Here is a 25,880-nt window from a genome sequence, read left to right as displayed (position 1 = left end):
GGGGAGAGTAGAGGGGCAACGGAGGCGCCCCTTCAGGGGCGCGGGGAACTGCGCGACCAGCCACACGGGTCCGCAGGTTCAGGCGGCCACAGCCCACGCGGCGTCACACGCCGGTCAGCTTCGCGAACTTCTCCTCGTACGCGGTCTCTTCCTTCGGAGTCAGCGACCGGAACGCCCGGGACTTCTCCTTCATCTCCTTGTCGGGGATGATCAACGGGTTCGACGCCGCGCCCTTGTCGATCTTCGCGAGGGAGTCCCGCACTCCGTCCACCGGGCACACGTAGTTGATGTACGCGGCGAGGCGGGCCGCCGGCTCGGGTTCGTAGTAGTAGTCGATGAGCCGCTCGGCGTTGCTCTTGTGCCGCGCCTTGTTCGGGACCAGCAGATTGTCCGTGGACGTGATGTAACCCGCGTCCGGGATGTGGAAGTCGATGTCCGGGTTGTCGGCCTTGAGCTGCACGATGTCACCGGCCCAGCCGACGCAGGCGGCGATGTCGCCCTTGGCGAGGTCCGAGGTGTAGTCGTTGCCGGTGAAGCGGCGGATCTGCCTCTTGTCGACGGCCTTCTGGAGACGGGCGATGGCCGCGTCGTAGTCGTCGTCGCTGAAGTCCGCGGGGTCCTTGCCCATGTCGAGGAGCGTCATGCCGACGGTGTCGCGCATCTCGGAGAGGAATCCGACGCGCCCCTTGAGCTTCGGGTCGTCGAGCAGCTGCGACACCGAGGTGACCTTCTTCCCGCCGGTCGCCTTCTTGTTGTACGCGATGACGGCGGAGATGCCGGTCCAGGGATACGAGTAGGCCCGGCCCGGGTCCCAGTCGGGGTCGCGGAACTGGGACGACAGGTTGGTGTACGCGTGCGGCAGGTTGGCCGCGTCCAGTTTCTGGACCCACCCGAAACGGATGAGCCGTGCCGCGAGCCAGTCCGTGACGCAGATGAGGTCACGGCCGGTGTCCTGGCCCGCGGCGAGCTGCGGCTTGATCTTCCCGAAGAACTCGACGTTGTCGTTGATGTCCTCGGTGTACTTGACCTCGATCCCGGTGCGTTCCGTGAACGCCGCCAGGGTGGGCCGCCGGTTCTTGTCCTTCTCGTCGACGTCCATGTACTCGGTCCAGTTGGAGAAGGTGAGCCGCTTCTCCGTGGCCGAGTGGTCCTCGGACGAGACGTCACCCTGGCCCTTGCCCGCAGCGGGGATCCCGCAGGCACTCAGGGCGCCGAGTCCACCGGCGGCGAGCGCGCCCGTTGTGGCGGCGCGCAGCAGGGAGCGGCGGGTCAGGGACCCCCTGCCGTTCCTCAGGCTGCGGTGCATGGCGGCCAGTTGGGCCGGGGACTGGGGGGGCTCGTACTGCTCCATGCGCGTGGTTGCCCTTTCGGGAGGAATGCGGCCGCCGGTCGTGCGGCCTACTGACTATCGGTCCCCGAAGATCGTGCGGTGCCAGTCCTTGCGGACCACCGCGGTGTTGTCGAACATGACGTGCTTCACCTGCGTGTACTCCTCGAATGAGTACACGGACATGTCCTTGCCGTAGCCCGAGGCCTTGTAGCCGCCGTGCGGCATCTCGCTGAGGATCGGGATGTGGTCGTTGACCCAGACGCAGCCGGCCTTGATCTCGCGGGTGGCGCGGCCCGCGCGGTACACGTCGCGGCTCCAGGCGGAGGCGGCGAGGCCGTAGGGGGTGTCGTTGGCGAGGCGGATGCCCTCGTCGTCACTGTCGAAGGGCAGTACGACGAGCACGGGTCCGAATATCTCGGACTGGACGATCTCGCTGTCCTGCGCGGCGTCCACGACGAGCGTCGGCCGGTAGAAGGCGCCGGGGTGCGCGAGCGCCTCGCCGCCGGTCACCACGCGCGCGTAGGAGCGGGCCCGGTCGACGAAGCCGGCGACGCGGTCGCGGTGGGCATGCGAGATGAGGGGCCCCATGTCGGTGTTCGGGTCGAACGGGTCGCCGAGCCGCACGCTCCTCATGAGGTCGGCGACGCCCTCCACGAACGCGTCGTAGAGCGGACGCTGGACGTACGCGCGCGTGGCGGCCGTGCAGTCCTGTCCGGAGTTGATGAGCGATCCGGCGACCGCGCCGTGCACGGCGGCGTCGAGGTCGGCGTCGTCGAACACCACGAAGGGCGCCTTGCCGCCGAGTTCCAGGTGCAGCCGCTTGACGGTGGCGGTGGCGATCTCGGCGACGCGCTTGCCGACGCCGGTGGAGCCGGTGAAGGACGTCATGGCGACGTCAGGGTGTCCGACGAGGTGCTCACCGGCGTCCTTGCCGGCCCCCGTGACGATGTTGACGACACCGTCCGGGATGCCGGCCTCGGTGGCGGCCTGCGCGAACAGGAGCGAGGTGAAGGGGGTCAGCTCGGCGGGCTTCAGCACGATGGTGTTGCCGGCCGCGATCGCCGGCAGGACCTTCCAGGCGGCCATCTGGAGCGGGTAGTTCCAGGGCGCGATGGACCCGACGACGCCGATGGGCTCCCGGCGTACGTACGAGGTGTGGTCCCCGGTGTACTCACCCGCCGACTGGCCCTGGAGGTGGCGGGCTGCGCCCGCGAAGAAGGCGGTGTTGTCGACGGTGCCCGGCACGTCGAACTCCCGGCTCAGCTTGATCGGCTTGCCGCACTGCACCGACTCGGCCCGCGCGAACTCCTCGGCGCGGTCGGCCAGCACGCCCGCGAAACGGTGCATGGCGTCCGAGCGCTCGCCCGGGGTGGCGCCCGCCCAGCCGGGGAACGCCTCGGCCGCCGCGGCGACGGCGGCGTCGACGTCGTCTCTTCCGGCCAGCTCGTACGAGTAGACCTCCTCGGCGGTGGCCGGGTCCACGACCGCGTGGGTCCGGCCCGAGGTGCCCTTGGTCAGCCGCCCGGCGATGTACTGCGCGCCGTCCGCGAAATGGTCCCGCGCCTGGAAGTTGTGCATGACGCTCTCCTCCGCCGCCCTCCCCGTCCCACAGGGGTCGGCGTAGCTCCAGATCGATTTGAGTGCCGATCCTGACAGAGCAGGGATAGTCCAACAAGTGATTCCGTTGTTGCCTTTTGGTTACGCGACGGAATCTGTCGACCAGGTGTCGAGTCGTCCCGGAAAACCCAGGACGGTGTGTCAGTGGTGCGTGCCAGACTCGCGTGCATGACGAAGATCGAATCGGTGCGCTCGGTGGACGCGCTGGTCCGCGCGGTGAGCGAGGGCGAGCCGGTGGAGTACCTGTACTTCTGGGGCCACACCCCGAGGCGGGACGGCTCCCTGGGCCGCAGCTGCCTCAGCCAGTGGTGGCCCTCGCCCTTCACCGTGGACGGCGTCACGTACGCGTCGGCGGAGCACTGGATGATGGCGGCCAAGGCCCGCCTCTTCGCCGACGCGGACGCCGAGCGGGCGATCCTCGCGGCACGGACCCCCACCGAGGCGAAGAAGGCGGGGCGGGGTGTGCGGGGCTTCGACGAGGCGGCCTGGGCCCAGGAGCGGTTCGAGATCGTGGTGCGGGGCAGCGTCCACAAGTTCACGTCGGACCCGGCACTGAGGGAGTTCCTCACGGGGACGGGGCGGCAGGTGCTGGTGGAGGCGAGCCCGCTGGACCGCGTGTGGGGGGTGGGACTCGCGGCGGACGACCCCCTGATCCTGGACCCGGCGCGGTGGCGGGGGCCGAACCTCCTCGGGTTCGCGCTCATGGAAGCGCGGGCTCTCCTGTCCTCGCGGTGCGACGTGGGTGAGGGGGGCCGGGGGTAGGGCCTAGGGCCTGGCTGTGATCACCGTGGAGGCGTAGCGCAGGGCGTCCGTCGCGGGCTCCTCCGGCATCGTCATCAGGATCACCAAGAAGGCCGCCCCCAGCACGATGCCGACCGACCCGCAGATGATCCCCGCCAGCGCCTGGCCGCCGTTCGTCGCCTCTCCCCGCCGCGCCTTCCCGCGCCCCACCGCGCCGAAGACCACCGCGAGGACGCCGAGGACGACCGCCAGCGGCCCCAGACAGAAGCCGACTGTGGCGATGATCCCGAGCACGAGTGCGGCCACGCCCATGCCGTTCGCGGGCGCCATCGGCAGGGAGGGCCAGCCGTATCCGGGCGGCCCGCCCTGGTATCCCGGGTATCCGGCGTATCCCGGACAGCCCGGGTAACCCTGCCGGTCGGCGGGCCCCGCCTGACCCTCGTACCCCTGGAAACCGGCAGGTCCCCGCCCCGGGTACCCGTACGCCGCCTGCCCCGGCCCGTCCGGCGATATCGGTGGCGGCGGCACCGGCTCCCCCAGCCCCCCGGTCGGCGAAGGCGGGGACGGGGGCACCGCGGCCCCCGGCATCGGCGTCCCCGCCCACTGGACATGAGCCGCGGGCGGCCCGACCGGACCCGGCACTCCCCGCCGCGCCCCCGCGCCCTTCACGTCCTCCGCGGGCGGAGCCCAAGGATCCCGCTCCCCCGGCGCACCCGCGCCCTCCGCGCCCTCCGCGCCGTCCGCACCCTCCGGCATGGCGGTCACCTCTTTCATACGTTCCGTCATGCTACGGCCCCCGCTTCGCCCGCGAAGACCGCCGCCTACGATGATCCCCGACCCATCGATCAGCCGATCAAGCCCGTTCCTGGGGAGGAACCGTGACCGAGCAGCAGAGCGCAGCCGCCACCGCAGGAGACCCGTACGACCCGCTCGTCCCGCACGCCTTCATCGCCGGGCTGCCCAAGGCGGAGCTGCACGTTCACCACGTCGGTTCGGCTTCCCCGCGCATCGTCTCCGAGCTGGCCGCCCGGCACCCCGACTCCGCAGTGCCGACCGACCCCGAGGCGCTAGCCGACTACTTCACGTTCACGGACTTCGCGCACTTCATCCAGGTCTACCTCTCCGTCGTGGACCTGATCCGCACCCCCGAGGACGTGCGCCTGCTCACCTACGAGGTGGCCCGCGACATGGCCCGGCAGAACGTGCGCTACGCCGAGCTGACCATCACCCCGTACTCCTCCGTACGCCGCGGCATCGACGACCGCGCCTTCATGGACGCCATCGAGGACGCCCGCAAGGCCGCCGAGGCGGAGTTCGGCACCGTCCTGCGCTGGTGCTTCGACATCCCCGGCGAGGCCGGGCTCGTCTCTGCCGAGGAGACGGCGCGGCTCGCCACCACCGACAAGCTGCGCCCCGAGGGCCTGGTCTCCTTCGGGCTCGGCGGGCCCGAGATCGGCGTGCCCCGTCCGCAGTTCAAGCCCTATTTCGACCAGGCCATCGCGGCCGGACTGCACTCGGTGCCGCACGCGGGCGAGACGACCGGGCCCGAGACCGTCTGGGACGCCCTGATCCACCTGGGCGCCGAGCGCATCGGCCACGGCACCACCTCCGCCCAGGACCCGAAGCTCCTCGCCCACCTCGCCGAGCGCCGCATCCCGCTGGAGGTCTGCCCGACCTCGAACATCGCGACGCGCGCCGTGCGCACCCTCGACGAGCACCCGATCAGGCAGTTCGTCGAGGCCGGGGTGACCGTGACGATCAACTCCGACGACCCGCCCATGTTCGGCACCGACCTGAACAACGAGTACGCCGTCGCGGCCCGCCTCCTCGGCCTCGACGAGCGCGGCGTCGCGGCCCTCGCGAAGAACGCCGTGGAGGCGTCCTTCCTCGACCCCGCGGGCAAGGCCAGGATCGCCGCCGAGATCGACACGTACACGGAGACGTGGCTGGCTCCGTGACCCGGCACCACAATGGGGCCATGCGCACTGTGACAGCCGTGGCCCACCGAGGCGATCCCTACCGCGTCCGCGAGAACACCCTCCCGTCCCTGCGCTCCGCGTTCGAACAGGGCGCGGACGCGGTGGAGATCGACGTCCGCCTGTGCGGCGACGGCGTACCCGTACTGCTGCACGACGCGACGCTCAAACGCCTGTGGGGGTACGACCGTCCGCTCGGCGTGCTGTCCTCCGCCGAGGTGGACGGCCTCACCGAGGGCGGCGTGCCAACGCTCGAAGCGGCCCTCGCGGCCACGGCGGGGCACCGGGTGATGATCGACCTGCCGGGGGCGACGCACGACGCCGTGCGGACGATCGTCGGGGTCGTCGCGGAGTGCGGGGCCGCGGACCGCGTCCACTACTGCGCGGGCGGGGAGACCATGCTCGCCGTGCGCGACGCCGACCCGGCCGCGGAGATCGCACTGACCTGGACGACGCTGGCCCCGCCTCGCCGTGTCCTGCTCGACGCCGTGAAGCCCCGCTGGCTCAACTACCGCTTCCCGCTGGTCGACCGCGAACTGGTCTTCCAGGTGCACCGCGACGGCTTCCTCGTCTCGGCGTGGACCCCCGACACCCGCCGCTCGATGCGCCGTCTGATCGACGCGGGCGTCGACGCGATCACCACCAACCGCGTCGGCCTTTTGAAGGCGCTGCGCACCTCCTGACGCTTCGGGGTACCCGGCCCGGATGAGCGAGATTCTGGTGGGCACCTGTTCGTGGACGGACCGCGCGCTGCTGGCCGGCGGCTGGTATCCGCGGGGCCGACGGGACGCCGAGGGGCGGCTGCGCCACTACGCCGGCCGTTTCCCGGTGGTGGAGGTGGACGCGACCTACTACGCCCTCCCCCGCGAGGAGACCTGCCGGTTGTGGGCGGACCGCACGCCGGACGGGTTCCGCTTCGACGTGAAGGCGTTCTCCCTGCTCACCGGGCACCCGACCCGGCAGGCCTCCCTCCCCGCCGACCTGCGGGGCGAACCGGCGGGCCCCTGGCTCCTCGACACCGTGTGGCAGCGCTTCAGCGGCGCGCTCGAACCGCTTCGCCGGGCGGGCCGGCTGGGCACGCTGCTGTTCCAGTTCCCGCCCTGGTTCGCCCCGGGGCCCCGGGCGGAGAAGGCGCTGAGCGAGTGTGCCGAACGCGCCGCGGGCTGGCCGGTGGCCGTGGAGTTCCGGCACCCCGCGTGGTGGCAGGAGGGTCGGCGGGCCCGCAGCGAGGCGCTGCTGACGGAGCTGGACATGGCCGCGGTCGCGGTGGACACGGCGCAGGGGCTGCCGGGGTCCATGCCTCCCGTGGCCCCCGTCGCCGCGCCGCGGCACGCGGTGGTCCGCTTCCACGGGCGCAGCACGGCGTGGGGCACCGGTTCCAAGGAGGACAAGTTCCGCCACACGTACACGGAGGCGGAACTCGCCGAGTGGCTTCCGCGCGTGCGCTCCATGGCCGAGCGTGCCGACGAGGTCCACGTCCTGTTCAACAACTGCTGTGCGGACGCGGCGGTCCGGGCGGCGGAGTCGATGAGCCGGCTCATCGACGGGGGGCCGTCGGGCGATCTGGCACGCGCGGATGCCTCGTCGGCCCCGTCCGATCCGGCAACCCTCTTCGACCGGACGACCCTGTTCGAAGCAGCGACGCTGTTCGATCCGGAGCCCCTGGGGAACAACCCCGGCAACTCCCCCGGTACATCGGCCACTTGACCCCGAGGTGGTCACGCCCCCGCAAGGCCGACCTGGAGACCCTCACGCACGCGCTGTTCGGCGGAGAGCTGCTGCCGGGCGCGCTACACGAACCTGGTCGCCGCCGCCGAGGACGGCTCCCGCACCCTCGTCTACCCGGTCAACGCGACCGACGCGAAGGGCCCGGGTATGAATCCGGTGGCCGAGCGCATCGTGGGGGCCGCACTGCGCCACGAGTGAGGGAAGGAAGACCGGTCATGTCGCCCGAGTGGAGCTGGGACAGGCGCGGGAGCTTGATCGGCATGGACGACCCCGCCGAAGTGGACGCGGCGTTCGAGCGCGGCGAGCGGAGCATCGGGACGGCGGTCATCGGGCTGGCTTTCAACTGCCCCCTGGAGGAGGCGTCGCCGCGCATCGTCAGGGCGATGCGCCTGTCGGACCGCGGCCGGCGGGGCTTCGCCTTCACCGCGGCGGGCGCCGCGGCCCGGCTCAACGGCGAGCTGACGGCGGAGCTGTACGCGGCGCTGCACAAGGAGGGGCGCGGCGGCTTCGCCGAGAACGCCATCAGGGACACGCTGACCTTCGTGCCGTTTCGCGAGCTGCCGCCGTGGTTCAAGCGGCAGAAGGTGCGCACGGCCGTGGCGGACAAGTTGGATGCCTGGCGGCTGCGCGTCACGTACGCCGCCGAAAACGCGTGGAACGCCGTGCGGCGCCGCCGTTCCTGACGCGGCGCCGCACGGTCTTGCGGGGTCAGTCGCACGGCCTTGCGGGGGTCGGTCGCACGGCCTTGCGGGATCAGTCGCGCGGGCGCACGTTCCAGGCCGCGACGACCGGGCGGCCGTGCTCCGTCGACAGGCGGCTCACCGTGCCCGTGCCCAGCTGGAACAAACGGCCCTCGGCAGGTGCGAGGCCGAGGCGGCGGGCGGTGACCACGCGCAGGAAGTGCGCGTGCGCGACCAGGACGACGTCTCCCTCGTCGGCCGCGAGCGCCGCGTCCACGCGGGACAGGACGCGGTCGGCCCGTGCGCCGACCTCGGCCGGTGACTTCCCCGGGTGGCCTTCGGGGCCGGGCGGCACGCCGTCGGTCCAGAGGTCCCAGGTGGGCCGGGTGCGGTGGATCTCGCGGGTGGTGATGCCTTCGTACGCCCCGTAGTCCCACTCGTGGAGATCGTCGTACGGGGTGGCCCCCGCCAGGCCCGCCAGATCGGCGGTGCGGACCGCGCGGTCCAGCGGGCTGGTGAGGGCGAGAGCGAAGGGCCGGCCGGCGAAGAACGGGGCGAGGGACTTGGCCTGTTCCTCGCCGTGCTGGGTGAGGGGCTTGTCCGTCCAGCTGGTGTGCTGTCCGGTCAGGCTCCACTCGGTCTCGCCGTGCCGGACCAGCAGAAGGTCACCCATGGTGACACGCCCCCCTTCGAAGGTTCTGGATACGTTGTGGTTCTGGATGCGTTGTGGTTCCAGGTGCGCTGCTTGCCTGGAGGCGTTACTTGGCGGACTCGACCGCGTGGCCGCCGAACTGGTTGCGCAGCGCGGCGATCATCTTCATCTGCGGCGAGTCGTCCTGGCGGGACGCGAAGCGGGCGAAGAGGGACGCGGTGATCGCCGGCAGCGGCACGGCGTTGTCGATGGCCGCCTCGACGGTCCAGCGGCCCTCTCCGGAGTCGGCGGCGAAGCCCCGCAGCTTCTCCAGGTGCTCGTCGTCGTCCAGGGCGTTGACGGCCAGGTCGAGCAGCCAGGAACGGATGACCGTGCCCTGCTGCCAGGAGCGGAAGACCTCGCGGACGTCGGTCACCGAGTCGGCGGCCTCCAGCAGCTCCCAGCCCTCGGCGTAGGCCTGCATCATGGCGTACTCGATGCCGTTGTGGACCATCTTGGAGAAGTGGCCGGCGCCGACCTTGCCCGCGTGGACGTAGCCGAAGTCGCCCTCCGGCTTGAGGGCGTCGAAGACGGGCTTGACGCGCGCGACGTGCTCGTCGTCGCCGCCGACCATCAGGGCGTAGCCGTTCTCCAGGCCCCAGACGCCGCCGGAGACACCGCAGTCGACGAAGCCGATGCCCTTGGCCCTCAGCTCCTCGGCGTGCTTCTCGTCGTCCGTCCAGCGGGAGTTGCCGCCGTCGACGACGATGTCGCCCTCGGAGAGGAGGTCCTTCAGCTCGTCGACGGTCGACTGGGTGGCGGCGCCCGCGGGGACCATCACCCAGACGACGCGCGGGCCTTCGAGCTTGTCGACGAGTTCGGCGAGGGAGGCGACGTCGGAGACGTCGGGGTTGCGGTCGTAGCCGATGACGGTGTGGCCGGCGCGGCGGATGCGCTCGCGCATGTTGCCGCCCATCTTGCCGAGGCCGATGAGTCCGAGCTGCATGTCAGTTGCTCTCTTTCCAGGAGGTCAGCGGAGGGTCGGTGGGGTCAGGAGGTACGGCCGCGCAGGGCGCGGTAGGTGGCGACGAGGGACCGCGTGGAGGCGTCGAGGCCGGGGACCTCGGCGCCTTCGGCGAGGGCGGGCTCGACGCGCTTGGCGAGGACCTTGCCGAGTTCGACGCCCCACTGGTCGAAGGAGTCGATGTTCCAGACGGCGCCCTGGACGAACACCTTCTGCTCGTAGAGGGCGATGAGCTGGCCGAGGACCGAAGGGGTGAGTTCGCGCGCGAGGACCGTCGTCGTCGGGTGGTTGCCCTTGAACGTCTTGTGCGGGACCAGTTCCTCCGCCACGCCCTCGGCGCGCACCTCGTCGGGCGTCTTGCCGAAGGCGAGCGCCTGGCCCTGCGCGAAGAGGTTGGCCATCAACAGGTCGTGCTGCGCGGCGAGTTCGGGGCCCAGCTCATCGACCGGCTTCGCGAAGCCGATGAGGTCCGCCGGGATCAGCTTCGTGCCCTGGTGGATGAGTTGGTAGTACGCGTGCTGGCCGTTGGTGCCGGGCGTGCCCCAGACGACGGGGCCCGTCTGCCACTGGACCGGGCGGCCCTCGCGGTCCACGGACTTGCCGTTGGACTCCATGTCGAGCTGCTGGAGGTAGGCGGTGAACTTGGAGAGGTAGTGCGAGTACGGGAGCACCGCGTGCGCCTGGGCGTCGTGGAAGTTGCCGTACCAGATGCCCAGCAGACCCATCAGCAAGGGCGCGTTGGCCTCGGCCGGTGCCGTGCGGAAGTGCTCGTCGACGACGCGGAAGCCGTCCAGCAGCTCGCGGAAGGCGTCCGGGCCGATGGCGATCATCAGGGACAGGCCGATGGCCGAGTCGAAGGAGTAGCGGCCGCCGACCCAGTCCCAGAACTCGAACATGTTCGCCGTGTCGATGCCGAACTCGGCGACCTTCTCGGCGTTGGTCGACAGGGCCACGAAGTGCTTGGCCACGGCCGCCTCGTCACCGAGGGAGGCCAGCAGCCAGGAGCGCGCGGCCTTGGCGTTGGTGATCGTCTCGATCGTGGTGAAGGTCTTCGAGGCGATGATGAACAGCGTCTCGGCGGGGTCGAGGTCGCGGACGGCCTCGTGGAGGTCGGCGCCGTCGACGTTCGAGACGAAGCGGAACGTCAAATCCCGTGCGGTGTACGGGCGCAGCGCGTCGTAGGCCATCGCGGGGCCGAGGTCGGAGCCGCCGATGCCGACGTTGACGATGTTGCGGACGCGCTTGCCGGTGTGGCCGGTCCACTCCCCCGTACGGATCTTCTGGGAGAAGGCGGCCATCTTGTCGAGTACGGCGTGCACCTTCGGCACGACGTTCTCGCCGTCGACCTCGATCACGGCGTCGGCGGGTGCCCGCAGGGCCGTGTGCAGGACCGCGCGCCCCTCCGTCGTGTTGATCTTCTCGCCGCGGAACATGGCGTCGCGCTGCCCGAACACGTCGGTGGCGGCGGCCAGCTCCTGGAGGAGGGCGAGCGTCTCGTCGGTGACGACGTGCTTGCTGTAGTCGATGTGCAGGTCGCCGACCTGGACGGTGTACCGCTCGGCGCGTGACGGGTCGGCGGCGAACAGGTCGCGCAGGTGCGTGCCGTTGAACTTGGCGCGGTGGTCCTCCAGGGCGGTCCACTGCGGGCGGCGGGCGAGAAGCGGCGTGCTGTCAGTCATGTCGTACGGACTCCTTCGTGCCGGAGGCGTCGCCGTGCAGCGCGACGGCGTACATCTCGTCGGCGTCGAGGCGGCGCAGCTCTTCGGCGATCAGCTCGGCGGTCGAGCGCACCTTCAGGGCGAGGGTGCGCGCGGGCTGGCCGGGCAGGGACAGGGTGGCGAGGGGGCCCTCGGGGCGGTCGATGCGGATCTCGCCGTCGGCCGTGCCGAGACGGACCGCGGTGACGACGGGCCCGGCGGTCGTGACGCGCTCCACCGCGACGCCGAGCCGGGCACCCAGCCAGCGGGCGAGCAGTTCGGCGCTGGGGTTGTCGGCCTCGGACTCGACGGCGGCCGAGACGACGTCGACGCGGGCCTGGTCGAGGGCGGCGGCCAGCATGGAGCGCCAGGGCGTGAGGCGGGTCCAGGCGAGGTCGGTGTCGCCGGGGGCGTAGGACGAGGCGCGGGCCGCGAGGGCCGCGAGGGGGTCCTCGACGGCGTACGCGTCGGTGATGCGGCGGGCGGCGAGCGCACCCAGCGGGTCCTTGGCGGGGTTCTCCGGCGCGTCGACCGGCCACCAGACGACGACGGGGGCGTCGGGCAGGAGCAGCGGCAGGACGACGGAGTCGGCGTGCTGGCCGACCTCGCCGTACAGGCGCAGGATCACGGTCTCGCCGGTGCCCGCCTCGGAGCCGACCCGCACCTCGGCGTCCAAGCGGTTGCCCTGCCGGTCGCGCGGGGAGCGGGCGGTGCGCCGGATGACGACGAGGGTGCGCGAGGGGTGCTCGCGGGAGGCCTCCTCGGCCGCCTTCACCGAGTCGTAGGCGTTCTCCTCGTCGGTGACGATGACCATCGTCAGGACCACGCCCACGGCGGGCGTCCCGATGGCCCGGCGTCCTTGCACGAGCGCCTTATTGATCTTGCTTGCCGTGGTGTCGGTCAGATCGATCTTCATGGCCTGCGCCAGCTCCGTCCGTCTCGTGCGAGCATCTCGTCCGCTTCCCTCGGGCCCCAGCTGCCCGAGGCGTACCGGGCGGGCCTGCCGTGGGTGTCCCAGTGCGCCTCGACGGGGTCGAGGATGCGCCAGGACTCCTCGACCTCCTCCGTGCGCGGGAAGAGGTTGGCGTCGCCCAGCAGTACGTCCAGGATCAGCCGTTCGTACGCTTCCGGGCTGGACTCGGTGAAGGACTCGCCGTACGCGAAGTCCATGGACACGTCGCGGATCTCCATCGACGTACCCGGCACCTTCGAGCCGAAGCGCACGGTCATGCCCTCGTCGGGCTGGACGCGGACGACGATGGCGTTCTGGCCCAGCTCCTCGGTGGCGGTGGAGTCGAACGGCGAGTGCGGGGCGCGCTGGAAGACGACCGCGATCTCGGTGACGCGGCGGCCCAGGCGCTTGCCGGTGCGCAGGTAGAAGGGGACGCCCGCCCAGCGGCGGTTGTCGACCTCCAGCTTGACCGCGGCGTAGGTGTCGGTCTTCGACTCGGGGTCGATGCCCTCTTCCTGGAGGTAGCCCTTGACCTTCTCGCCGCCCTGCCAGCCCTCCGCGTACTGCGCGCGGACCGTGGACGCCGACAGGTCGTCGGGCAGGCGCACCGACTTGAGGACCTTCAGCTTCTCCATCACGAGCGACTCGGCGTCGAACGCGGCCGGCTCCTCCATGGCGGTGAGGGCCATCAGCTGGAGCAGGTGGTTCTGGATGACGTCGCGGGCGGCGCCGATGCCGTCGTAGTAGCCGGCGCGGCCGCCGATGCCGATGTCCTCGGCCATCGTGATCTGCACGTGGTCGACGTACGACCGGTTCCAGATGGGCTCGTACATCTGGTTGGCGAAGCGGAGCGCCAGGATGTTCTGGACGGTCTCCTTGCCGAGGTAGTGGTCGATGCGGAAGACCTGGTCGGGGGCGAACACCTCGTGGACGATCGCGTTCAGGTCCTTGGCCGACGCGAGGTCGTGGCCGAACGGCTTCTCGATGACGGCGCGGCGCCAGGAGCCCTCGGGGGCGTCCGCGAGCCCGTGCTTCTTGAGCTGCTGGACGACCTTCGGGAAGAACTTCGGCGGTACGGAGAGGTAGAAGGCGTAGTTGCCGCTCGTACCGCGCTTCTCGTCCAGCTCGTCGACCGCCTCCCGCAGCTGCCGGAACGCGGTGTCGTCGTCGAAGTCGCCCGGGATGAAGCGCATGCCGTCGGCGAGCTGCTGCCAGACCTCCTCGCGGAAGGGGGTGCGGGCGTGCTCGCGCACCGAGTCGTGGACGACCTGCGCGAAGTCCTGGTCCTCCCACTCGCGGCGGGCGAACCCGAGGAGCGAGAAGCCCGGCGGGAGCAGACCGCGGTTGGCGAGGTCGTAGACGGCCGGCATCAGCTTCTTGCGGGACAGGTCGCCGGTGACGCCGAAGATGACGAGCCCGGAGGGGCCCGCGATGCGCGGCAGGCGCCGGTCGCGGGCGTCCCTCAGGGGGTTCTGCCAGGCGGTGACGCTCACTTGGTGTCAGCCTCCTTGTCCGCGAGGCGGTTCGCCACCGTGCCGAGCAGGTCGGTCCAGGCGGCCTCGAACTTGGCGACGGCCTCGTCCTCCAGCTGCCGCACGACCTCGTCGTAGGAGATGCCGAGCTTCTCGACGGCGGCCAGCTCGGCGCGGGAGGCGTCGTAGGTGCCGGTGACGGTGTCGCCGTGGATGTCGCCATGGTCGGCGGTGGCCCTGAGGGTGGCCTCCGGCATGGTGTTGACGGTCCCGGGCGCGGCCAGTTCGTCGACGTACAGGGTGTCCTTGTACGCCGGGTCCTTGACGCCCGTCGAGGCCCACAGCGGACGCTGCTTGTGGGCGCCCGCGGCCGCGAGGCGGACGGCGCGGTCGGTGGCGAAGACCTGCTCGTACGCCTCGTAGGCGAGGCGCGCGTTGGCGAGGGCGGCCTTGCCCTTGAGCGCCGTGGCCTCGTCCGTGCCGACCTTGTCGAGGCGCTTGTCGATCTCGGCGTCGACGCGCGAGACGAAGAAGGAGGCGACGGAGTGGATGGTCGAGAGGTCGATGCCGCGCTCGTGCGCCTTCTCCAGGCCCGCGAGGTAGGCGTCCATGACGGCCTTGTAGCGGTCAAGGGAGAAGATCAGCGTGACGTTGACGCTGATACCGAGGCCGATGACCTCGGTGACGGCCGGCAGGCCCGCCTCGGTCGCCGGGATCTTGATCATGACGTTCGGGCGGTCGACGAGCCAGGCGAGCTGCTTGGCCTCGGCGATGGTGGCCTCGGTCGCGTGGGCGAGGCGCGGGTCGACCTCGATCGACACGCGGCCGTCACGACCGCCGGTCGCCTCGTACACGGGACGCAGCACGTCGGCGGCGGCACGCACGTCGGCCGTGGTCATCATGCGGACGGCCTCGTCGACGGTGACCTCGCGGGCGGCCAGGTCGGCGAGCTGCTCCTCGTAGCCCTCACCGGAGCCGATGGCCGCCTGGAAGATCGAGGGGTTCGTGGTGACGCCCACGACGTGGCTCTTCTCGATCAGCTCGGCGAGGTTGCCGGACTCGATGCGGGTGCGGGACAGGTCGTCCAGCCAGATGGACACGCCTTCGTCGGAGAGGGCCCCGAGAGGCGAGGAGGAGGGGGCGGCGCTGGTCATGTGCTTCATCTTCTTTCGGGTCTTGCGGGAGGTCGGGCGCGGAGGTCGGCAAGGGTCAGGCGCGGGCCGCGGCGAGGGATTCACGCGCCTTGGCGGCGACGTTCTCGGCGGTGAAGCCGAACTCGGCGAACAGCACGCCGGCGTCCGCGGAGGCGCCGAAGTGCTCCAGGGAGACGATGCGCCCGGCGTCCCCGACGTAGCGGTACCAGGTCAGGCCGATGCCGGCCTCGACGGCGACGCGGGCCCTGACGGCGGGCGGCAGGACGCTGTCGCGGTACTCCCGCGGCTGCTCCTCGAACCACTCGACGGACGGCATCGACACGACGCGCGTGGCGACACCCTCCGCCTCCAGCCGCTCGCGGGCCTCGACGGCGAGGTGCACTTCGGAGCCGGTGGCGATCAGCACGACGTCCGGGGTGCCCGTGGACGCCTCCGCCAAAACGTAGCCGCCCTTCGCGGCCAGCTCGTTGGCCTCGTACGTCGGCACGCCCTGCCGGGTCAGCGCCAGGCCGTGCGGGGCCGGCTTGTCCGAGCCGCGGCGCAGGATCTCGCGCCAGGCGATGGCGGTCTCGTTGGCGTCGGCCGGGCGGACGACGTTCAGGCCCGGGATGGCGCGCAGCGAGGCCAGGTGTTCGACGGGCTGGTGGGTCGGACCGTCCTCGCCGAGGCCGATCGAGTCGTGCGTCCACACGTAGGTGACGGGCAGCTGCATGAGGGCCGACATCCGCACGGCGTTGCGCATGTAGTCGGAGAAGACCAGGAAGGTGCCGCCGTAGATACGGGTGTTGCCGTGCAGCGCTATGCCGTTCATCTCGGCGGCCATCGAGAACTCGCGGATGCCGAAGTGGATCGTGCGCCCGTAGGGGTCGGCCTCCGGCAGCGGGTTGCCCTTCGGGAGGAACGACGACGTCTTGTCGATCGTCGTGTTGTTCGACCCCGCGAGGTCGGCGGAGCCGCCCCACAGCTCGGGGATGACCGGGCCGAGGGCCTGGAGGACCTTGCCGGACGCGGCGCGCGTGGCGAGCTTCGCACCGGCCTCGAAGGCGGGCAGCGCCTGCTCCCAGCCCTCGGGGAGGCGGCCGGCGACGACGCGGTCGAGCAGCCTGGAGCGCTCGGGGTCGGCGGCGCGCCACCGCGCGAGCCGCTTGTCCCAGGCGGCGTGCGCCTCGGCGCCCCGGTCGAGGGCCTTGCGGGTGTGGGCGATGACGTCGTCCTCGACGGTGAACGACCGCTCGGGGTCGAAGCCGAGGACGCGCTTGGTGGCGGCGATCTCGTCGGCGCCGAGCGCGGAGCCGTGGGAGCCCGCGGTGTTCTGGGCGTTGGGCGCGGGCCAGGCGATGATCGTGCGCATCACGACGAGGGACGGCCGCCCGGTCTCGGCCTTGGCGGCGGCGAGCGCCTCGTACAGCGCCTCGGCGTCGATGTCGCCGTCGGCCTTGGGCGCGACGCGCTGGACGTGCCAGCCGTACGCCTCGTAGCGCTTGGCGACGTCCTCGGAGAAGGCGGTGTCCGTGTCGCCCTCGATGGAGATGTGGTTGTCGTCGTAGAGGAGGACGAGGTTGCCGAGCTTCTGGTGCCCGGCCATCGAGGAGGCCTCGGCGGAGACGCCCTCCTCCAGGTCGCCGTCGGAGACGATCGCCCAGACGGTGTGGTCGAAGGGGCTGGTGCCCTCGGGGGCCTCGGGGTCGAAGAGGCCGCGCTCGTAGCGGGCGGCCATGGCCATGCCGACGGCGTTGGCGACGCCCTGGCCGAGCGGCCCCGTCGTCGTCTCGACCCCGGCGGTGTGCCCGTACTCGGGGTGGCCCGGGGTCTTCGAGCCCTGCGTGCGGAACGCCTTCAGGTCGTCGAGGTCCAGCTCGTACCCGGAGAGGAAGAGCTGGGTGTAGAGGGTGAGGCTGGTGTGGCCGGGCGACAGGACGAAGCGGTCGCGGCCGGTCCACTCCGGGTCGGCCGGGTCGTGCCGCATGACCTTCTGGAAGAGGGTGTACGCGGCCGGCGCCAGGCTCATCGCCGTGCCGGGGTGTCCGTTCCCGACCTTCTGCACGGCATCGGCCGCCAGGAGGCGGGCGGTGTCGACGGCACGCCGGTCGAGTCCGGTCCACTCGAAGGGCCGCTCGAAGGGGTCGAGGCCGTCCGGTGTCTGCGTGCTCATCTGTATGACTTCCTTCGCATCCGTGGAGCTTCGGGTGGTGCCCTGGGGCACCGGCGGTCCGGGCCCAAAGACCCTGGTCCAGCCACCTACGAACGTAAAGGTCATACTTTTTACGAGGAAGGTGCGCCCGTGTCACCGTCCGGTGAAAATGGGACAGCCTGGCGGACGGAGGCGGTCCGAGGCGGTCCGGGCCGAGAAAGCGCAGGGAAGAACGCATGACGGAGCAGACCGGCGCCCATCCGAGCGCGCACATGGGCGCCGCGGAGCACATCCGTACCTACCCCTTCGACCCGAGCGCGAGCGTCTCGGGGGTCGGGATGCAGGTCGGCCCGATGGGCACGGAGGGCCCCTGGGCGGGCGGCGTCGGTCTCGCCCGGCGCGTGCACCGCATCGACTTCCATGTGCTCCTCTTCTTCCGCGCGGGCCCCGTCCGCCACATGGTCGACTTCACGGAGTACGAGGCGGGCGCAGGGGACGTCCTGTGGATCCGCCCCGGGCAGGTGCACAGCTTCTCGGCGACCGACACCTATAACGGCACCGCGCTCACGATGCAGCCCGGTTTCCTGCCGCGCGCGACCGTGGAGGCGACAGGCCTCTACCGCTACGACCGGCCGCCGCTCCTGCACCCCGACGAGGCCCAACTGGCCGCCCTGGAAACCTCCTTGGCACAGCTCCAGCGCGAGTACCTGGACACGGCGACGCTGCCGCTGAGCCTGCACACGTCGGTGCTGCGGCACTCCCTGACCGCCTTCATGCTGCGGGTGGCGCACGTGTCGGCGCAGGCGGCGGCGGACGAGTGCAGGCCGCTGCCGGACTCGGCGTTCTCCCGGTTCCGCGGGGCGGTCGAGCAGGGCTTCACGACCAACCACAGCGTCAGCGCGTACGCCGACCAGCTCGGCTACTCCCGCCGCACGCTCGTCCGCGCGGTGCGCGCCGCCACCGGCCAGACCCCGAAGGACTTCATCGATCGCCGCGTGATCCTGGAGGCCAAGCGCCTGCTCGCCCACACCGACCTGCCGGCGGGCCGCATCGGAGCGGCCGTCGGCTTCGCGGACTCGGCGAACTTCTCGAAGTTCTTCCAGCAGCGGACCGGGGTGACACCGGCCGGGTTCCGGGCCGAGCAGACCTGAGGCGGGCGTCCGCCCCGACGGTGCCCGGCCCGGTGCCCCGGTCAGCCCCGGCGCAGGGACGCCAGATACTCCCGCAGGGTACGGCCGGTGCGCTCGGCGCTCCACAGCTTCAGCACCTCGCCGTCGTCCAACGGCCGGGCGGCGCCTATGCGTTGGTGGGCGGGCCGATGGAGCTGGCGCTTGGAGAGGGCGTACACGTCCGACGGCGCACGGCACAGCTCATTCGCCCGCAGCAGCGCGGCGGCGAGCAGCTCCTCCGGCTCGACCAGTGCGTGCACCAGGCCGATGGCCAGGGCCTGTCGGGGCGCCAGGCGGCCGGCCCCGAGCACCAGCGCGTCGAGCGCCGGACCGACGGCATGGCGTACGACCTCCAGGCACACCGCGGGGAAGGGCACTCCGGCGGCGAGTTCGGTGAGCCCGATGGAGCCGCCGGACATCAGCCGCACATCGCAGGCGGCGGCCAGCACGCAGCCGCCGGCCAGGGCGTGGCCGTTGACCGCCCCGACCACCGGCCTCGGATGGTCGAACAGGGCGAGGGTCGCGCGGTGCAGCGCGGGCAGGAAGGTCTCGGCGTACGCCGCCCCGCCCTCGATCACCCGCTTGAGGTCCACCCCCGCCGAGAAGGACCGTCCGCTGCCGGTCAGCACCACCGCGCGGGCGTCGGCCACCGCCTCCAGCGTCTCGGCGAGGCGCGTGAGCAGTTCCCGGTCCAGCGCGTTGACGGGCCCGTGGTCCAGCGTCAGCAGCGCGATGCCGTCGTGGTCGGATACGTCGATCACTCGTCGCTCCCCGGCCCGGTCAGTCCGCGTAGCCTTCGAGGTCGGTGAGCGGGATCCTCGACACCGTGTACGTGCCCTGCCCGGCCGCCACCAGCTTGCCGCTCTCGCTGTAGATGTCGCTGCGCGCGACGTAGAGGGTCTTGCCCGCGGTCACCACGTGGCCGACGGCGTGGATGCCCTCTTTCTGGACCGGCCGGATCAGGTTGATGTGGTAGTCGACCGTCAGGACGCTGAAGGTCTCCTCCATCGAGTTGGCCGCCACGAAACCGGCCGTGTCCCCGACCTCGAACATCAGGGCGGCGTGCAGGAAGTCCGCGTTCTGGGTGAGGTCGCTGTGGAACGGAATGGCCACCCGCGCGCGCCCCGCCTCCTCGATCTCGATGGTCTTGTCGAGGAATCGGGAGATCTTGCAGTTCATGCAGCAGCGGGTGAGCTTCTCGAAGTGCGTGGACACGGTACTCCTCTGGGGGCAGCGGCGGCGGGACTATGCGAGGGAGCGGGGATCGGCGAGGGACACGACGAGGCCGGCGTTGATCCCGCCGAACCCGAACGCGTTGACCAGGCAGCGGCGTATCTCCATCTCCCGGACCTCACGGGCGAGGTCGGTCTTGACGAACCGGGGGTCGGTCTCCTTCAGGTTCAGCGTGGGCGGGACGGCCTGGTGGCGGAGCGACATGAGGGCGGCGGCGAGGTTCAGCGGGCCGTTCGCGGCGAACGTGTATCCCATGTGCCCCTTGATCGACGTGACGACCGGCTTGTGATCGGTGTCGGCGGTGAGCGCCTCCAACGCCTCCAGCTCGGCGGCGTCGCCCTGGACCATGCCAGACGCCTGGGCGAACACGCAGTCGACGGCGTCGGGTTCGAGCCCGGCGTCGGCGAGGGCGCCGCTCAGGCAGCGGGTGACGTGGCGGGACGAGATGGCGGTGAGGTCGTCGCCCCCGCTGGTGGCGTCGAAGCCGGTCAGCTCGCCGTGGATCACCGCACCGCGCGCCTCGGCGTGCGCACGCTCCTCCAGCACGAGGACGGCGGCACCCTCGCCGACCACGATGCCGTCCCGCGAGCGGTCGAAGGGGCGGGGGGTGGTCTGCGGGTCGTCGTGCCGGCTGAGCACTCGCATCGCCTGGAATCCGGAGTAGGTGATCGGCGTGATGACCGCCTCCGCCCCGCCTGCGACGGCCCAGGTGCGGGCACCGGACCGGATCGCGCGCATCGCCTGCCCGATCGCCTGGCTGCCGCTCGCGCAGGCACCGGCGACGGTGACCTGCTCCTCCTCGATGCCGTGGCGCAGGGCGATCACGCTCGCCGCCATGTTGGGGATGAGTGAGGGGATCAGGAACGGGCTGGTCCTGCGCACTCCCCGCCTCTCCTGCCGCAGTACGCCCTCCTCGATACTGGGCAGCCCTCCCATGGCCACGCCGAGGTAGACGCCGCCTCCCGGCGGGTACCGGCGTACGTCCGCCCCGGTTTGCGCGGGCCCGCCCAGACCGCTGTCGTCGAGCGCCCGGTCGGCGGCGAACAGGGCGTACCGCACGAACGCGCTCATGCGCTTCGTCTCGAACTGGAGCGGGCCGGGGGCGAACGTGACGACGGAGTCGTCGACCTGCCCGGCGTGCCGGCTGTGGAACCGGCCCGCGTCGAAGCGGGTCAGCGGGGCGATCCCCGAACGTCCGGCGACAAGGCCCTGCCACAACTCCTCGACCGTTGAGCCGAGCGGGCACAGCACACCCGCCCCGGTGACCACCACGCGGTGTAGCGGCATGTCCCGCTCCGGGTCAGGCCCGCTGCTCCGACGCGTCCAGCGTCCGCCGTATGTAGTGCTCCAGATCCCGCATGGTCTGCAACTCGTCCATGACGGACTCGTCGAAGTCGACGCCGAAGCAGTCCTCAAGGAACAGAAGCAGCTCGACCATCTTGAGCGAACTCATGCCCTCGATGGAGTTGCCGATGTTCGACTCCGGGGTCAGATGGGACACGTCGGTCTCGACGAACTCCCCGATGTGCTTGACGATCCTGTCGAAAAGCTCCTGGTCCCGCTTCTCATCCTGCATCAGGTGCCCCTCCCGAGGTCACACGCGTGGGTACGTCGGTACGTCGGAACGGCGGGCGTTCCTCGATCATCCGCCGGCAGAGATGGCGCTGGATCTTGCCGCTGGTGGTCCGGGGCAGCTGTGCCCGGCGGATCCAGTGGAAGGTGACGCCGCCGATCCCGAACGCCTCGGCCAGTGCGCCGCGCACCTCGTCGGCGACGGCCTGCCGGTCGCGGCCCTCGCCGATGCGTTCGTCGAGAAGCAGATGCAACTGCTCGGTGAGGAGCATCGGATCGGGGACGCCGACCGCCACGACCGAGGGGGTGCGCGGGCTCTTGGCGACGGCCTCGACGAACCGCTCGATCTGGTCGGGGATGTAGTTGCGGCCGGAGATGATCACGATCTCCTTGCGGCGGCCGGTGACGTACAGCTCGCCGTCGAGCTGATAGCCGAGGTCACCGGTGCGGAGATAGCCGTCCGGCCGCTTGAGCCGCTCGTCCGCCGACCCGGCCCGCGCGGCGCCCGACGTGGCCTGGGCGGCACCCGACGCGCCCTGGGCGGCGCCCGGCTCCGGGAGGTAGCCGTCGATGACGCTGGGGCCGGCCACCTCTATCTCGCCGATCATGCGGTCGGGCAGCGGCGTCCCGTCCGGGTCCACCACCCTCAGCCGGTGGCCGGGCACCGCGGGGCCCACGCACATCATGCTCATGCTGCGCGGATCACCGGCCGGCCGGGGCTCGGCGCGCCCCCGGGCGGAGACGGCCTCGGCGTCCACCCGGTCGACGGAGAAGGGGTGGTCGACGTCCGAGATGGTCGCCGCCAGCGTCGTCTCCGCGAGTCCGTACACGGGCCGCAGCGTCGTCTCGGGAAGCCCGAACGGGCCGAACGCGGCCTGGAATTCGCGCAGGGTGGCCTCGTGCACCGGCTCCGCACCGCACAGGGCCACCCGCCAGGACGACAGGTCGAGATCGTCGGGCGGCCGCCGCTTGGCCACCCGCGCGCAGATGTGGAACGCGGAGCTGGGCGCGGGCGACAGGGTGCCCCGGTGGCGGCTGATCCAGCGCAGCCATGACATCGGGTTCCGCAGGAAGTTGACCGGATCGGCCAGCACCATCGGAATGCGGGCGTGGAGCGCGTACGAGATGCCGATGAGGCCCATGTCGTGGAACAGCGGAAGCCAGCTCACCAGCGAGTCGTTCGGTTCCGCCCGGATCGCCTCGGCTATCGCCCGGACGTTGGCGGTGATGTTGCCGTGCCGGACCATGGCCAGCTTGGGGGCGCCGGTCGAGCCGGAGGTCGCCTGGAGATGGGCGAGCGAGGCGGGCGTGGCCCGTGGGTCGTCGAGGGTGAGGGGCTGCCCGCGCAGCGCGTCGGGCGTCGTGACCGTGACCGCGCCCGGCAGGAACGCGGCGAGCGAGTCCGCGAGGTCCGGGGCGGCGACGACCCTGGTGGCCCCTGCCTGTTCGACGAGGCCGCGCAGGTGGGCCGCGTAGTGCGGGTTGGCGCCGGTCGGTTCCGCCGCGATGACCGGCACGACGCCCGCGTACAGGCAGCCCAGGTAGACCGCGAGGAAGTCCCGCGAGGTGGGCAGGACGACGAGGACCCGGTCCCCCTCCCCGATGCCGTGCGCCCGCAGGCCCGCCGCGGCCCGGCCGACGAGGCGGCCGACGTCCGCGTAGGTGAGTGCGAACTCCTCCTCGGACCTCTCGATCACATGGAACGCCGGCTGGTCAGGGGCGTCGGCGGCCTGTTCGAGCAGCGCGCCGACGACGGTCTGTGCCCGGTGCTCCGCCGTCGGCGGGCGCATCGCTCCCGTCATCGGGCGTATCGCTTCACGAATTCCACGTCGGTGGACTTGGACGAGCGCGCCAGCCACTCGCGCAGCTCTCCGTGCCGTGCGTCGAAGTCCGCCTTCAACAGGTCCTCCCGCAGGGTCCCGGCCGCGGTGTAGTACGGCTTCTCCAGCTGTTCGAGGAAGTGGATGTGCTGCCGCATTCCCTCGCGGCCGCGGTCGACGCTGCGGGAGTACGCCTTGAGGCGTGCCCGTCGCTGGGGCCGCGTCTCGATCTCGAACGCCCGCCGGAAGAAGATGTCGTAGCTGTCGAGGATGCCCCGCTGGAGTTCGCTGGGGCGCATCTCGCGCGGGAAGATGCCGACGAACGAATAGTGCTGATAGGTCGGGACCTCCATGATGATCCGGTGGTCCTCGACGTCCTGCCGCGCCCCGTACAGCAGGTTCTGGAAGGGGTATTCCGCGAGGCATACGAATACCGGATGCATGATGCGGGCCTCGGCGCACCATCGCGCGGTGGCCTCGATCGCCGGCCGGTCCTGGACGTCGAGTCCGAAGATGATCGCGGAGTGGATGGCGATGTCGTTCTCGGCGAAGCGCAGCAGGCGGCGGGTCTGCTCGGAGGGGTCGACCCGTTTGTTGAACGCCTGGAGGACACTCGGGTCCTCCGATTCCACTCCCAGGCAGTACTCGTCGAACCCCGACCGTTTGAGGTCGAGGACCAGATCCAGGTCGTCGGCGTGATTGACCCGGCTCATGGCGATGAACTTGTAGTCGCGGTCCCGGAACGTCTCGGCGATTTCCCGGCAGTAGTCCTTGCGGGTCGTGAAGTTGAGGTCCGTGACGTAGAAGCGGTTGCATCCGGTCTGCGCGTAGATGGCGTCCAGTTCGCTGCGGACGTCTTCGGCCGTCTTGGTGCGGAAGCGCCGTCCGAGCAGGCGGATGGCATAGCAGAAGGAGCAGGCGAACGGACAACCGCGGGACATCGAGACCGTGGCCCAGTGCAGTTTCGGCGCGCCCGCGAGGAACTTCGGGTTGATCGCGGTGGCGATGTTTCCGTAGCGGGCGATCTTGTTCACGACGAGATCACCGTCGGCCCCGATGTAGGCCAGGTTGTCGACCTCGGTGAGGGGTTCGCCGTTCTCCAGCGCGTTGATCAGCTGGACGGCGGGGATCTCGCCCTCGGCGATCACCGCGTAATCGGCGTAGCGCAGTGCCTCGTAGGGCGCGAACGCGGCGTGGGGCCCGCCCATGATGACCACGCAGCCGGGGCGTCTGGCGCGCTGGATCAGCTCGATCGTCTCGATGTTCGACCAGAAGTGGGTGGCCAGCGCCGAGATCAGGATGTAGTCGTACGTGGCGAGGGGGAAGTCCTCGGGCTTCTCCCCCCAGAACATCTGGCACATCTCCACCCGCGCGTCCGGGAATTCCTGCTGGACGAACGACGCGACGTAGTAGATCCCGTCGTTGTACGTCGTCGCCAGTGTGGAGGCGTCGGGATACGCCTCGTGGAAACCCAGTTGGACGCAGAGGATGCGCAGGTTCGTCATGACGGGGATCCCGAGGGGCTGAGCGGCGTCGTGCGGTGGCGGCGCGCGAACTCCTGGCGCACCTTCGCCTTCATCTCCTGCTTGAGCCTGGCGGCGATGCGGTCGGGGTCGTTGACCTTGCGCTGTGCCCAGGCGAGCAGGTCACGGGCCTCGCTGCGGCTCATCTTCGGGTGCTTCCACACCAGGTTGTACAGGTCGTGCTTGCTGAGGTCGGGTTCGTCGACCAGGTGTTCCATCTGGCGGTAGAGGCGGGTGCCGTGGAACGGGGTGAGCAGGGTCAGCTGGCAGGCGAACAACCCTTCCTCGCTCAGCTGCTCGATGTCGAACCGCATGTCGTCGATGCTGTCCTCGGCGAATCCGACCATGAAGGTGCCAAGGGCCCGGCGGCCGTTGTCGATCAGTTCCCGGACCGTCTGCCGTACGTTGTAGACGTCGTCGCGCTTCTTCACGTCGGCGACGTTCTTGTCCCGGTAGGACTCGATGCCGACGATCGCGCCGTCCATGTAGCGGTCGGTCAGCTCGGGAATTCTTCCCCGGATCAGGTCGGCACGGGTGAGGCAGATCCAGGGCAGTTCGCGCTCCGCGAGCGCGTCCACCACCTGTTCGGCCAGGGTGTTGGTGAGGAAGAAGCTCTCGTCGTAGATGATGACGTGGGCGACGTCGGCGTCCCGGTACGCGTCGAGCGCCGCGTACGTGTCCTCCATGAAGATGGCTTCTTCTTTGGGATTGAAGATCGGCGTCGAACAGAAGGTACAGCCGATGTTGCATCCGCGCTTCGAATATAAATATCCGACCGGGGATTTAAGCCCGCGGAATCCGCTCTCTCCCAGCATGGCCGGGTGCCGCACGCGGGGCAGCGGCGTGCCGTAGACGTATTCGTGGATCGGCGCCTCGCCCGCGCCCTTCACCTTCTTCGTGAAGTAGCGGTCGATGCCCGGGGAGAGAACGCCGTAGTTGCCGGCCCATATCTCCGGTACACCGGCCTCGCGTGCCGCCTTCGCCATCTCGATCGCGACGGGCGTCGACCAGGTGTAGAAGCTGATGCCGACCATGTCCCACTTCTCGGCGCGCAGGGCGGCGAGATACTCGTCCCAGGTCGGGTACTCCAGAATTTCGACGTCCGGCACGTTGTGCTTGATGAAACGGAGCCCGGTCGGTGGACAGGTGACGGAGAGCCGGTCCTCAAGGTCCACCGCGCAGGTCCACGCCATATAGGTATCGGTTCTGTCGTACCAGTTCCCACCGATCCCGTCGGGCTCTACCAGAGCCTCTATCGGAGCGGTCGCGAGAAGCACTCTTTTCATCTGCCGACCCCTGTCGCCACGAAAATGCGCTGCTTTATGGACAGCCTATTTCAGGCATGGCCGTACCCCACCGGCCCGCAATACCAAAAACCACTTGATTGAGGCATGCACAGATTTTCGACTCTAGGATCGGCTGAATATGCG

21 protein-coding genes and 2 pseudogenes are annotated in these 25,880 nt (G+C 70.6%); 6 read left to right on the top strand and 17 right to left on the bottom strand.

Annotated features, from left to right (window positions below; all coding sequences use genetic code 11):
• Positions 1 to 103 precede the first annotated feature (103 nt).
• Both CP975_RS26115 and CP975_RS26110 read right to left on the bottom strand, forming a co-directional pair.
• The gene (locus CP975_RS26115) at positions 104 to 1,351 is read right to left on the bottom strand and encodes an ABC transporter substrate-binding protein (RefSeq protein ID WP_055536186.1); all 1,248 of its coding nucleotides are present in this window, start codon (positions 1,349 to 1,351) and stop codon (positions 104 to 106) included.
• Positions 1,352 to 1,405: 54 nt separating this feature from the next.
• The gene (locus CP975_RS26110) at positions 1,406 to 2,908 is read right to left on the bottom strand and encodes a gamma-aminobutyraldehyde dehydrogenase (RefSeq protein ID WP_055536187.1); all 1,503 of its coding nucleotides are present in this window, start codon (positions 2,906 to 2,908) and stop codon (positions 1,406 to 1,408) included.
• A 177-nt stretch (positions 2,909 to 3,085) separates the two neighbouring features.
• Here CP975_RS26110 and CP975_RS26105 point away from each other — a divergent pair, with 177 nt between their 5' ends.
• Positions 3,086 to 3,709 (top strand): riboflavin biosynthesis intermediates N-glycosidase, encoded by a 624-nt coding sequence (locus CP975_RS26105; RefSeq protein ID WP_150477398.1) that lies wholly within the window; start codon positions 3,086 to 3,088, stop codon positions 3,707 to 3,709.
• A 3-nt stretch (positions 3,710 to 3,712) separates the two neighbouring features.
• Here CP975_RS26105 and CP975_RS26100 read toward each other — a convergent pair whose 3' ends face one another.
• Complete coding sequence (locus tag CP975_RS26100; protein ID WP_150477397.1) at positions 3,713 to 4,474, bottom strand: DUF4190 domain-containing protein; 762 nt, start codon at positions 4,472 to 4,474, stop codon at positions 3,713 to 3,715.
• A gap of 54 nt (positions 4,475 to 4,528) precedes the next feature.
• Between CP975_RS26100 and CP975_RS26095 the strand changes: the two are divergent.
• The 4 genes and pseudogenes from CP975_RS26095 to CP975_RS26075 all read left to right on the top strand — a co-directional run bounded on the left by CP975_RS26095 (position 4,529) and on the right by CP975_RS26075 (position 8,075).
• Positions 4,529 to 5,646 (top strand): annotated as a pseudogene (locus CP975_RS26095) (adenosine deaminase).
• A gap of 20 nt (positions 5,647 to 5,666) precedes the next feature.
• Entirely contained in the window at positions 5,667 to 6,347 is a 681-nt protein-coding gene (locus CP975_RS26090) for a glycerophosphodiester phosphodiesterase (RefSeq protein WP_055527192.1), read from the top strand.
• A gap of 22 nt (positions 6,348 to 6,369) precedes the next feature.
• A complete protein-coding gene (locus CP975_RS26085) occupies positions 6,370 to 7,371 on the top strand; it encodes a DUF72 domain-containing protein (RefSeq protein ID WP_150477396.1) in 1,002 nt (333 codons plus the stop codon).
• A gap of 236 nt (positions 7,372 to 7,607) precedes the next feature.
• Complete coding sequence (locus CP975_RS26075; RefSeq protein WP_055527162.1) at positions 7,608 to 8,075, top strand: hypothetical protein; 468 nt, start codon at positions 7,608 to 7,610, stop codon at positions 8,073 to 8,075.
• Between the two features lie 70 nt (positions 8,076 to 8,145).
• On the opposite strand, the gene CP975_RS26070 is transcribed toward CP975_RS26075, so the two are convergent.
• The 7 genes and pseudogenes from CP975_RS26070 to tkt form a co-directional block, all read right to left on the bottom strand.
• On the bottom strand, positions 8,146 to 8,745 hold the full coding sequence (locus CP975_RS26070) for a histidine phosphatase family protein (protein ID WP_055527163.1): 600 nt from the start codon (positions 8,743 to 8,745) through the stop codon (positions 8,146 to 8,148).
• An 85-nt stretch (positions 8,746 to 8,830) separates the two neighbouring features.
• Positions 8,831 to 9,715: pseudogene (gene gnd / locus CP975_RS26065) on the bottom strand (phosphogluconate dehydrogenase (NAD(+)-dependent, decarboxylating)); the annotation flags it as partial.
• 38 nt (positions 9,716 to 9,753) lie between these two features.
• The gene (gene pgi / locus CP975_RS26060) at positions 9,754 to 11,406 is read right to left on the bottom strand and encodes a glucose-6-phosphate isomerase (protein WP_055527165.1); all 1,653 of its coding nucleotides are present in this window, start codon (positions 11,404 to 11,406) and stop codon (positions 9,754 to 9,756) included.
• Positions 11,399 to 12,340 carry a glucose-6-phosphate dehydrogenase assembly protein OpcA gene (gene opcA / locus CP975_RS26055; RefSeq protein ID WP_055527167.1) on the bottom strand — a complete coding sequence of 314 codons (942 nt, stop codon included), beginning with the start codon at positions 12,338 to 12,340 and terminating at the stop codon, positions 11,399 to 11,401. The genes pgi and opcA overlap by 8 nt, the downstream gene beginning before the upstream one ends.
• Positions 12,337 to 13,869 (bottom strand): glucose-6-phosphate dehydrogenase, encoded by a 1,533-nt coding sequence (gene zwf / locus CP975_RS26050; protein WP_055527170.1) that lies wholly within the window; start codon positions 13,867 to 13,869, stop codon positions 12,337 to 12,339. Before zwf ends, opcA begins: the two co-directional genes overlap by 4 nt.
• The gene (gene tal, locus CP975_RS26045; RefSeq protein ID WP_055527194.1) at positions 13,866 to 15,002 is read right to left on the bottom strand and encodes a transaldolase; all 1,137 of its coding nucleotides are present in this window, start codon (positions 15,000 to 15,002) and stop codon (positions 13,866 to 13,868) included. The genes zwf and tal overlap by 4 nt, the downstream gene beginning before the upstream one ends.
• A gap of 55 nt (positions 15,003 to 15,057) precedes the next feature.
• A complete protein-coding gene (tkt, locus tag CP975_RS26040) occupies positions 15,058 to 17,154 on the bottom strand; it encodes a transketolase (protein ID WP_055527172.1) in 2,097 nt (698 codons plus the stop codon).
• 215 nt (positions 17,155 to 17,369) lie between these two features.
• On the opposite strand from tkt, the gene CP975_RS26035 reads away from it, so the two are divergent.
• Positions 17,370 to 18,284 (top strand): helix-turn-helix domain-containing protein, encoded by a 915-nt coding sequence (locus CP975_RS26035; RefSeq protein ID WP_055527173.1) that lies wholly within the window; start codon positions 17,370 to 17,372, stop codon positions 18,282 to 18,284.
• A 41-nt stretch (positions 18,285 to 18,325) separates the two neighbouring features.
• Here the strand turns inward: CP975_RS26035 and CP975_RS26030 are convergent, their stop codons facing one another.
• Genes CP975_RS26030 through CP975_RS26000 form a run of 7 tightly spaced genes read right to left on the bottom strand, consistent with a single transcriptional unit; the run spans position 18,326 to position 25,643 of the window.
• Positions 18,326 to 19,063, bottom strand: coding sequence for an enoyl-CoA hydratase/isomerase family protein (locus tag CP975_RS26030; RefSeq protein WP_055527175.1), 738 nt, complete (start codon positions 19,061 to 19,063; stop codon positions 18,326 to 18,328).
• A 19-nt stretch (positions 19,064 to 19,082) separates the two neighbouring features.
• A complete protein-coding gene (locus CP975_RS26025) occupies positions 19,083 to 19,517 on the bottom strand; it encodes a PaaI family thioesterase (RefSeq protein WP_051819590.1) in 435 nt (144 codons plus the stop codon).
• A 30-nt stretch (positions 19,518 to 19,547) separates the two neighbouring features.
• Positions 19,548 to 20,822, bottom strand: coding sequence for a beta-ketoacyl-[acyl-carrier-protein] synthase family protein (locus tag CP975_RS26020; protein ID WP_055527177.1), 1,275 nt, complete (start codon positions 20,820 to 20,822; stop codon positions 19,548 to 19,550).
• A 13-nt stretch (positions 20,823 to 20,835) separates the two neighbouring features.
• A complete protein-coding gene (locus CP975_RS26015; protein ID WP_055527179.1) occupies positions 20,836 to 21,111 on the bottom strand; it encodes an acyl carrier protein in 276 nt (91 codons plus the stop codon).
• Positions 21,101 to 22,909, bottom strand: coding sequence for a fatty acyl-AMP ligase (locus CP975_RS26010; protein ID WP_150477395.1), 1,809 nt, complete (start codon positions 22,907 to 22,909; stop codon positions 21,101 to 21,103). Before CP975_RS26010 ends, CP975_RS26015 begins: the two co-directional genes overlap by 11 nt.
• Positions 22,906 to 24,432, bottom strand: coding sequence for a B12-binding domain-containing radical SAM protein (locus tag CP975_RS26005; RefSeq protein ID WP_055527182.1), 1,527 nt, complete (start codon positions 24,430 to 24,432; stop codon positions 22,906 to 22,908). The genes CP975_RS26010 and CP975_RS26005 overlap by 4 nt, the downstream gene beginning before the upstream one ends.
• Positions 24,429 to 25,643, bottom strand: coding sequence for a B12-binding domain-containing radical SAM protein (locus tag CP975_RS26000; protein WP_246201631.1), 1,215 nt, complete (start codon positions 25,641 to 25,643; stop codon positions 24,429 to 24,431). Before CP975_RS26000 ends, CP975_RS26005 begins: the two co-directional genes overlap by 4 nt.
• Positions 25,644 to 25,880: the final 237 nt, after the last annotated feature.

Origin of the sequence: Streptomyces alboniger, assembly GCF_008704395.1 — a bacterium.
Classification (GTDB): Bacteria; Actinomycetota; Actinomycetes; order Streptomycetales; family Streptomycetaceae; genus Streptomyces; species Streptomyces alboniger.
Note: the sequence above shows the minus strand (reverse complement) of the source record. Positions and strands in the feature narration are given on the sequence as shown.

What these genes read in the sequence shown, in the direction of transcription:
- tal (WP_055527194.1), bottom strand. Translation starts at nt 15,002, where the DNA reads ATGACCAGCGCCGCCCCCTCCTCCTCGCCTCTCGGGGCCCTCTCCGAC.
- CP975_RS26115 (WP_055536186.1), bottom strand. Translation starts at nt 1,351, where the DNA reads ATGGAGCAGTACGAGCCCCCCCAGTCCCCGGCCCAACTGGCCGCCATG.
- CP975_RS26015 (WP_055527179.1), bottom strand. Translation starts at nt 21,111, where the DNA reads ATGCAGGATGAGAAGCGGGACCAGGAGCTTTTCGACAGGATCGTCAAG.
- tkt (WP_055527172.1), bottom strand. Translation starts at nt 17,154, where the DNA reads ATGAGCACGCAGACACCGGACGGCCTCGACCCCTTCGAGCGGCCCTTC.
- CP975_RS26100 (WP_150477397.1), bottom strand. Translation starts at nt 4,474, where the DNA reads ATGACGGAACGTATGAAAGAGGTGACCGCCATGCCGGAGGGTGCGGAC.
- CP975_RS26110 (WP_055536187.1), bottom strand. Translation starts at nt 2,908, where the DNA reads ATGCACAACTTCCAGGCGCGGGACCATTTCGCGGACGGCGCGCAGTAC.
- CP975_RS26010 (WP_150477395.1), bottom strand. Translation starts at nt 22,909, where the DNA reads ATGACGGGAGCGATGCGCCCGCCGACGGCGGAGCACCGGGCACAGACC.
- pgi (WP_055527165.1), bottom strand. Translation starts at nt 11,406, where the DNA reads ATGACTGACAGCACGCCGCTTCTCGCCCGCCGCCCGCAGTGGACCGCC.
- opcA (WP_055527167.1), bottom strand. Translation starts at nt 12,340, where the DNA reads ATGAAGATCGATCTGACCGACACCACGGCAAGCAAGATCAATAAGGCG.
- CP975_RS26085 (WP_150477396.1), top strand. Translation starts at nt 6,370, where the DNA reads ATGAGCGAGATTCTGGTGGGCACCTGTTCGTGGACGGACCGCGCGCTG.
- CP975_RS26075 (WP_055527162.1), top strand. Translation starts at nt 7,608, where the DNA reads ATGTCGCCCGAGTGGAGCTGGGACAGGCGCGGGAGCTTGATCGGCATG.
- CP975_RS26090 (WP_055527192.1), top strand. Translation starts at nt 5,667, where the DNA reads ATGCGCACTGTGACAGCCGTGGCCCACCGAGGCGATCCCTACCGCGTC.
- CP975_RS26070 (WP_055527163.1), bottom strand. Translation starts at nt 8,745, where the DNA reads ATGGGTGACCTTCTGCTGGTCCGGCACGGCGAGACCGAGTGGAGCCTG.
- CP975_RS26000 (WP_246201631.1), bottom strand. Translation starts at nt 25,643, where the DNA reads ATGGCGTGGACCTGCGCGGTGGACCTTGAGGACCGGCTCTCCGTCACC.
- CP975_RS26035 (WP_055527173.1), top strand. Translation starts at nt 17,370, where the DNA reads ATGACGGAGCAGACCGGCGCCCATCCGAGCGCGCACATGGGCGCCGCG.
- CP975_RS26005 (WP_055527182.1), bottom strand. Translation starts at nt 24,432, where the DNA reads ATGACGAACCTGCGCATCCTCTGCGTCCAACTGGGTTTCCACGAGGCG.
- CP975_RS26020 (WP_055527177.1), bottom strand. Translation starts at nt 20,822, where the DNA reads ATGCCGCTACACCGCGTGGTGGTCACCGGGGCGGGTGTGCTGTGCCCG.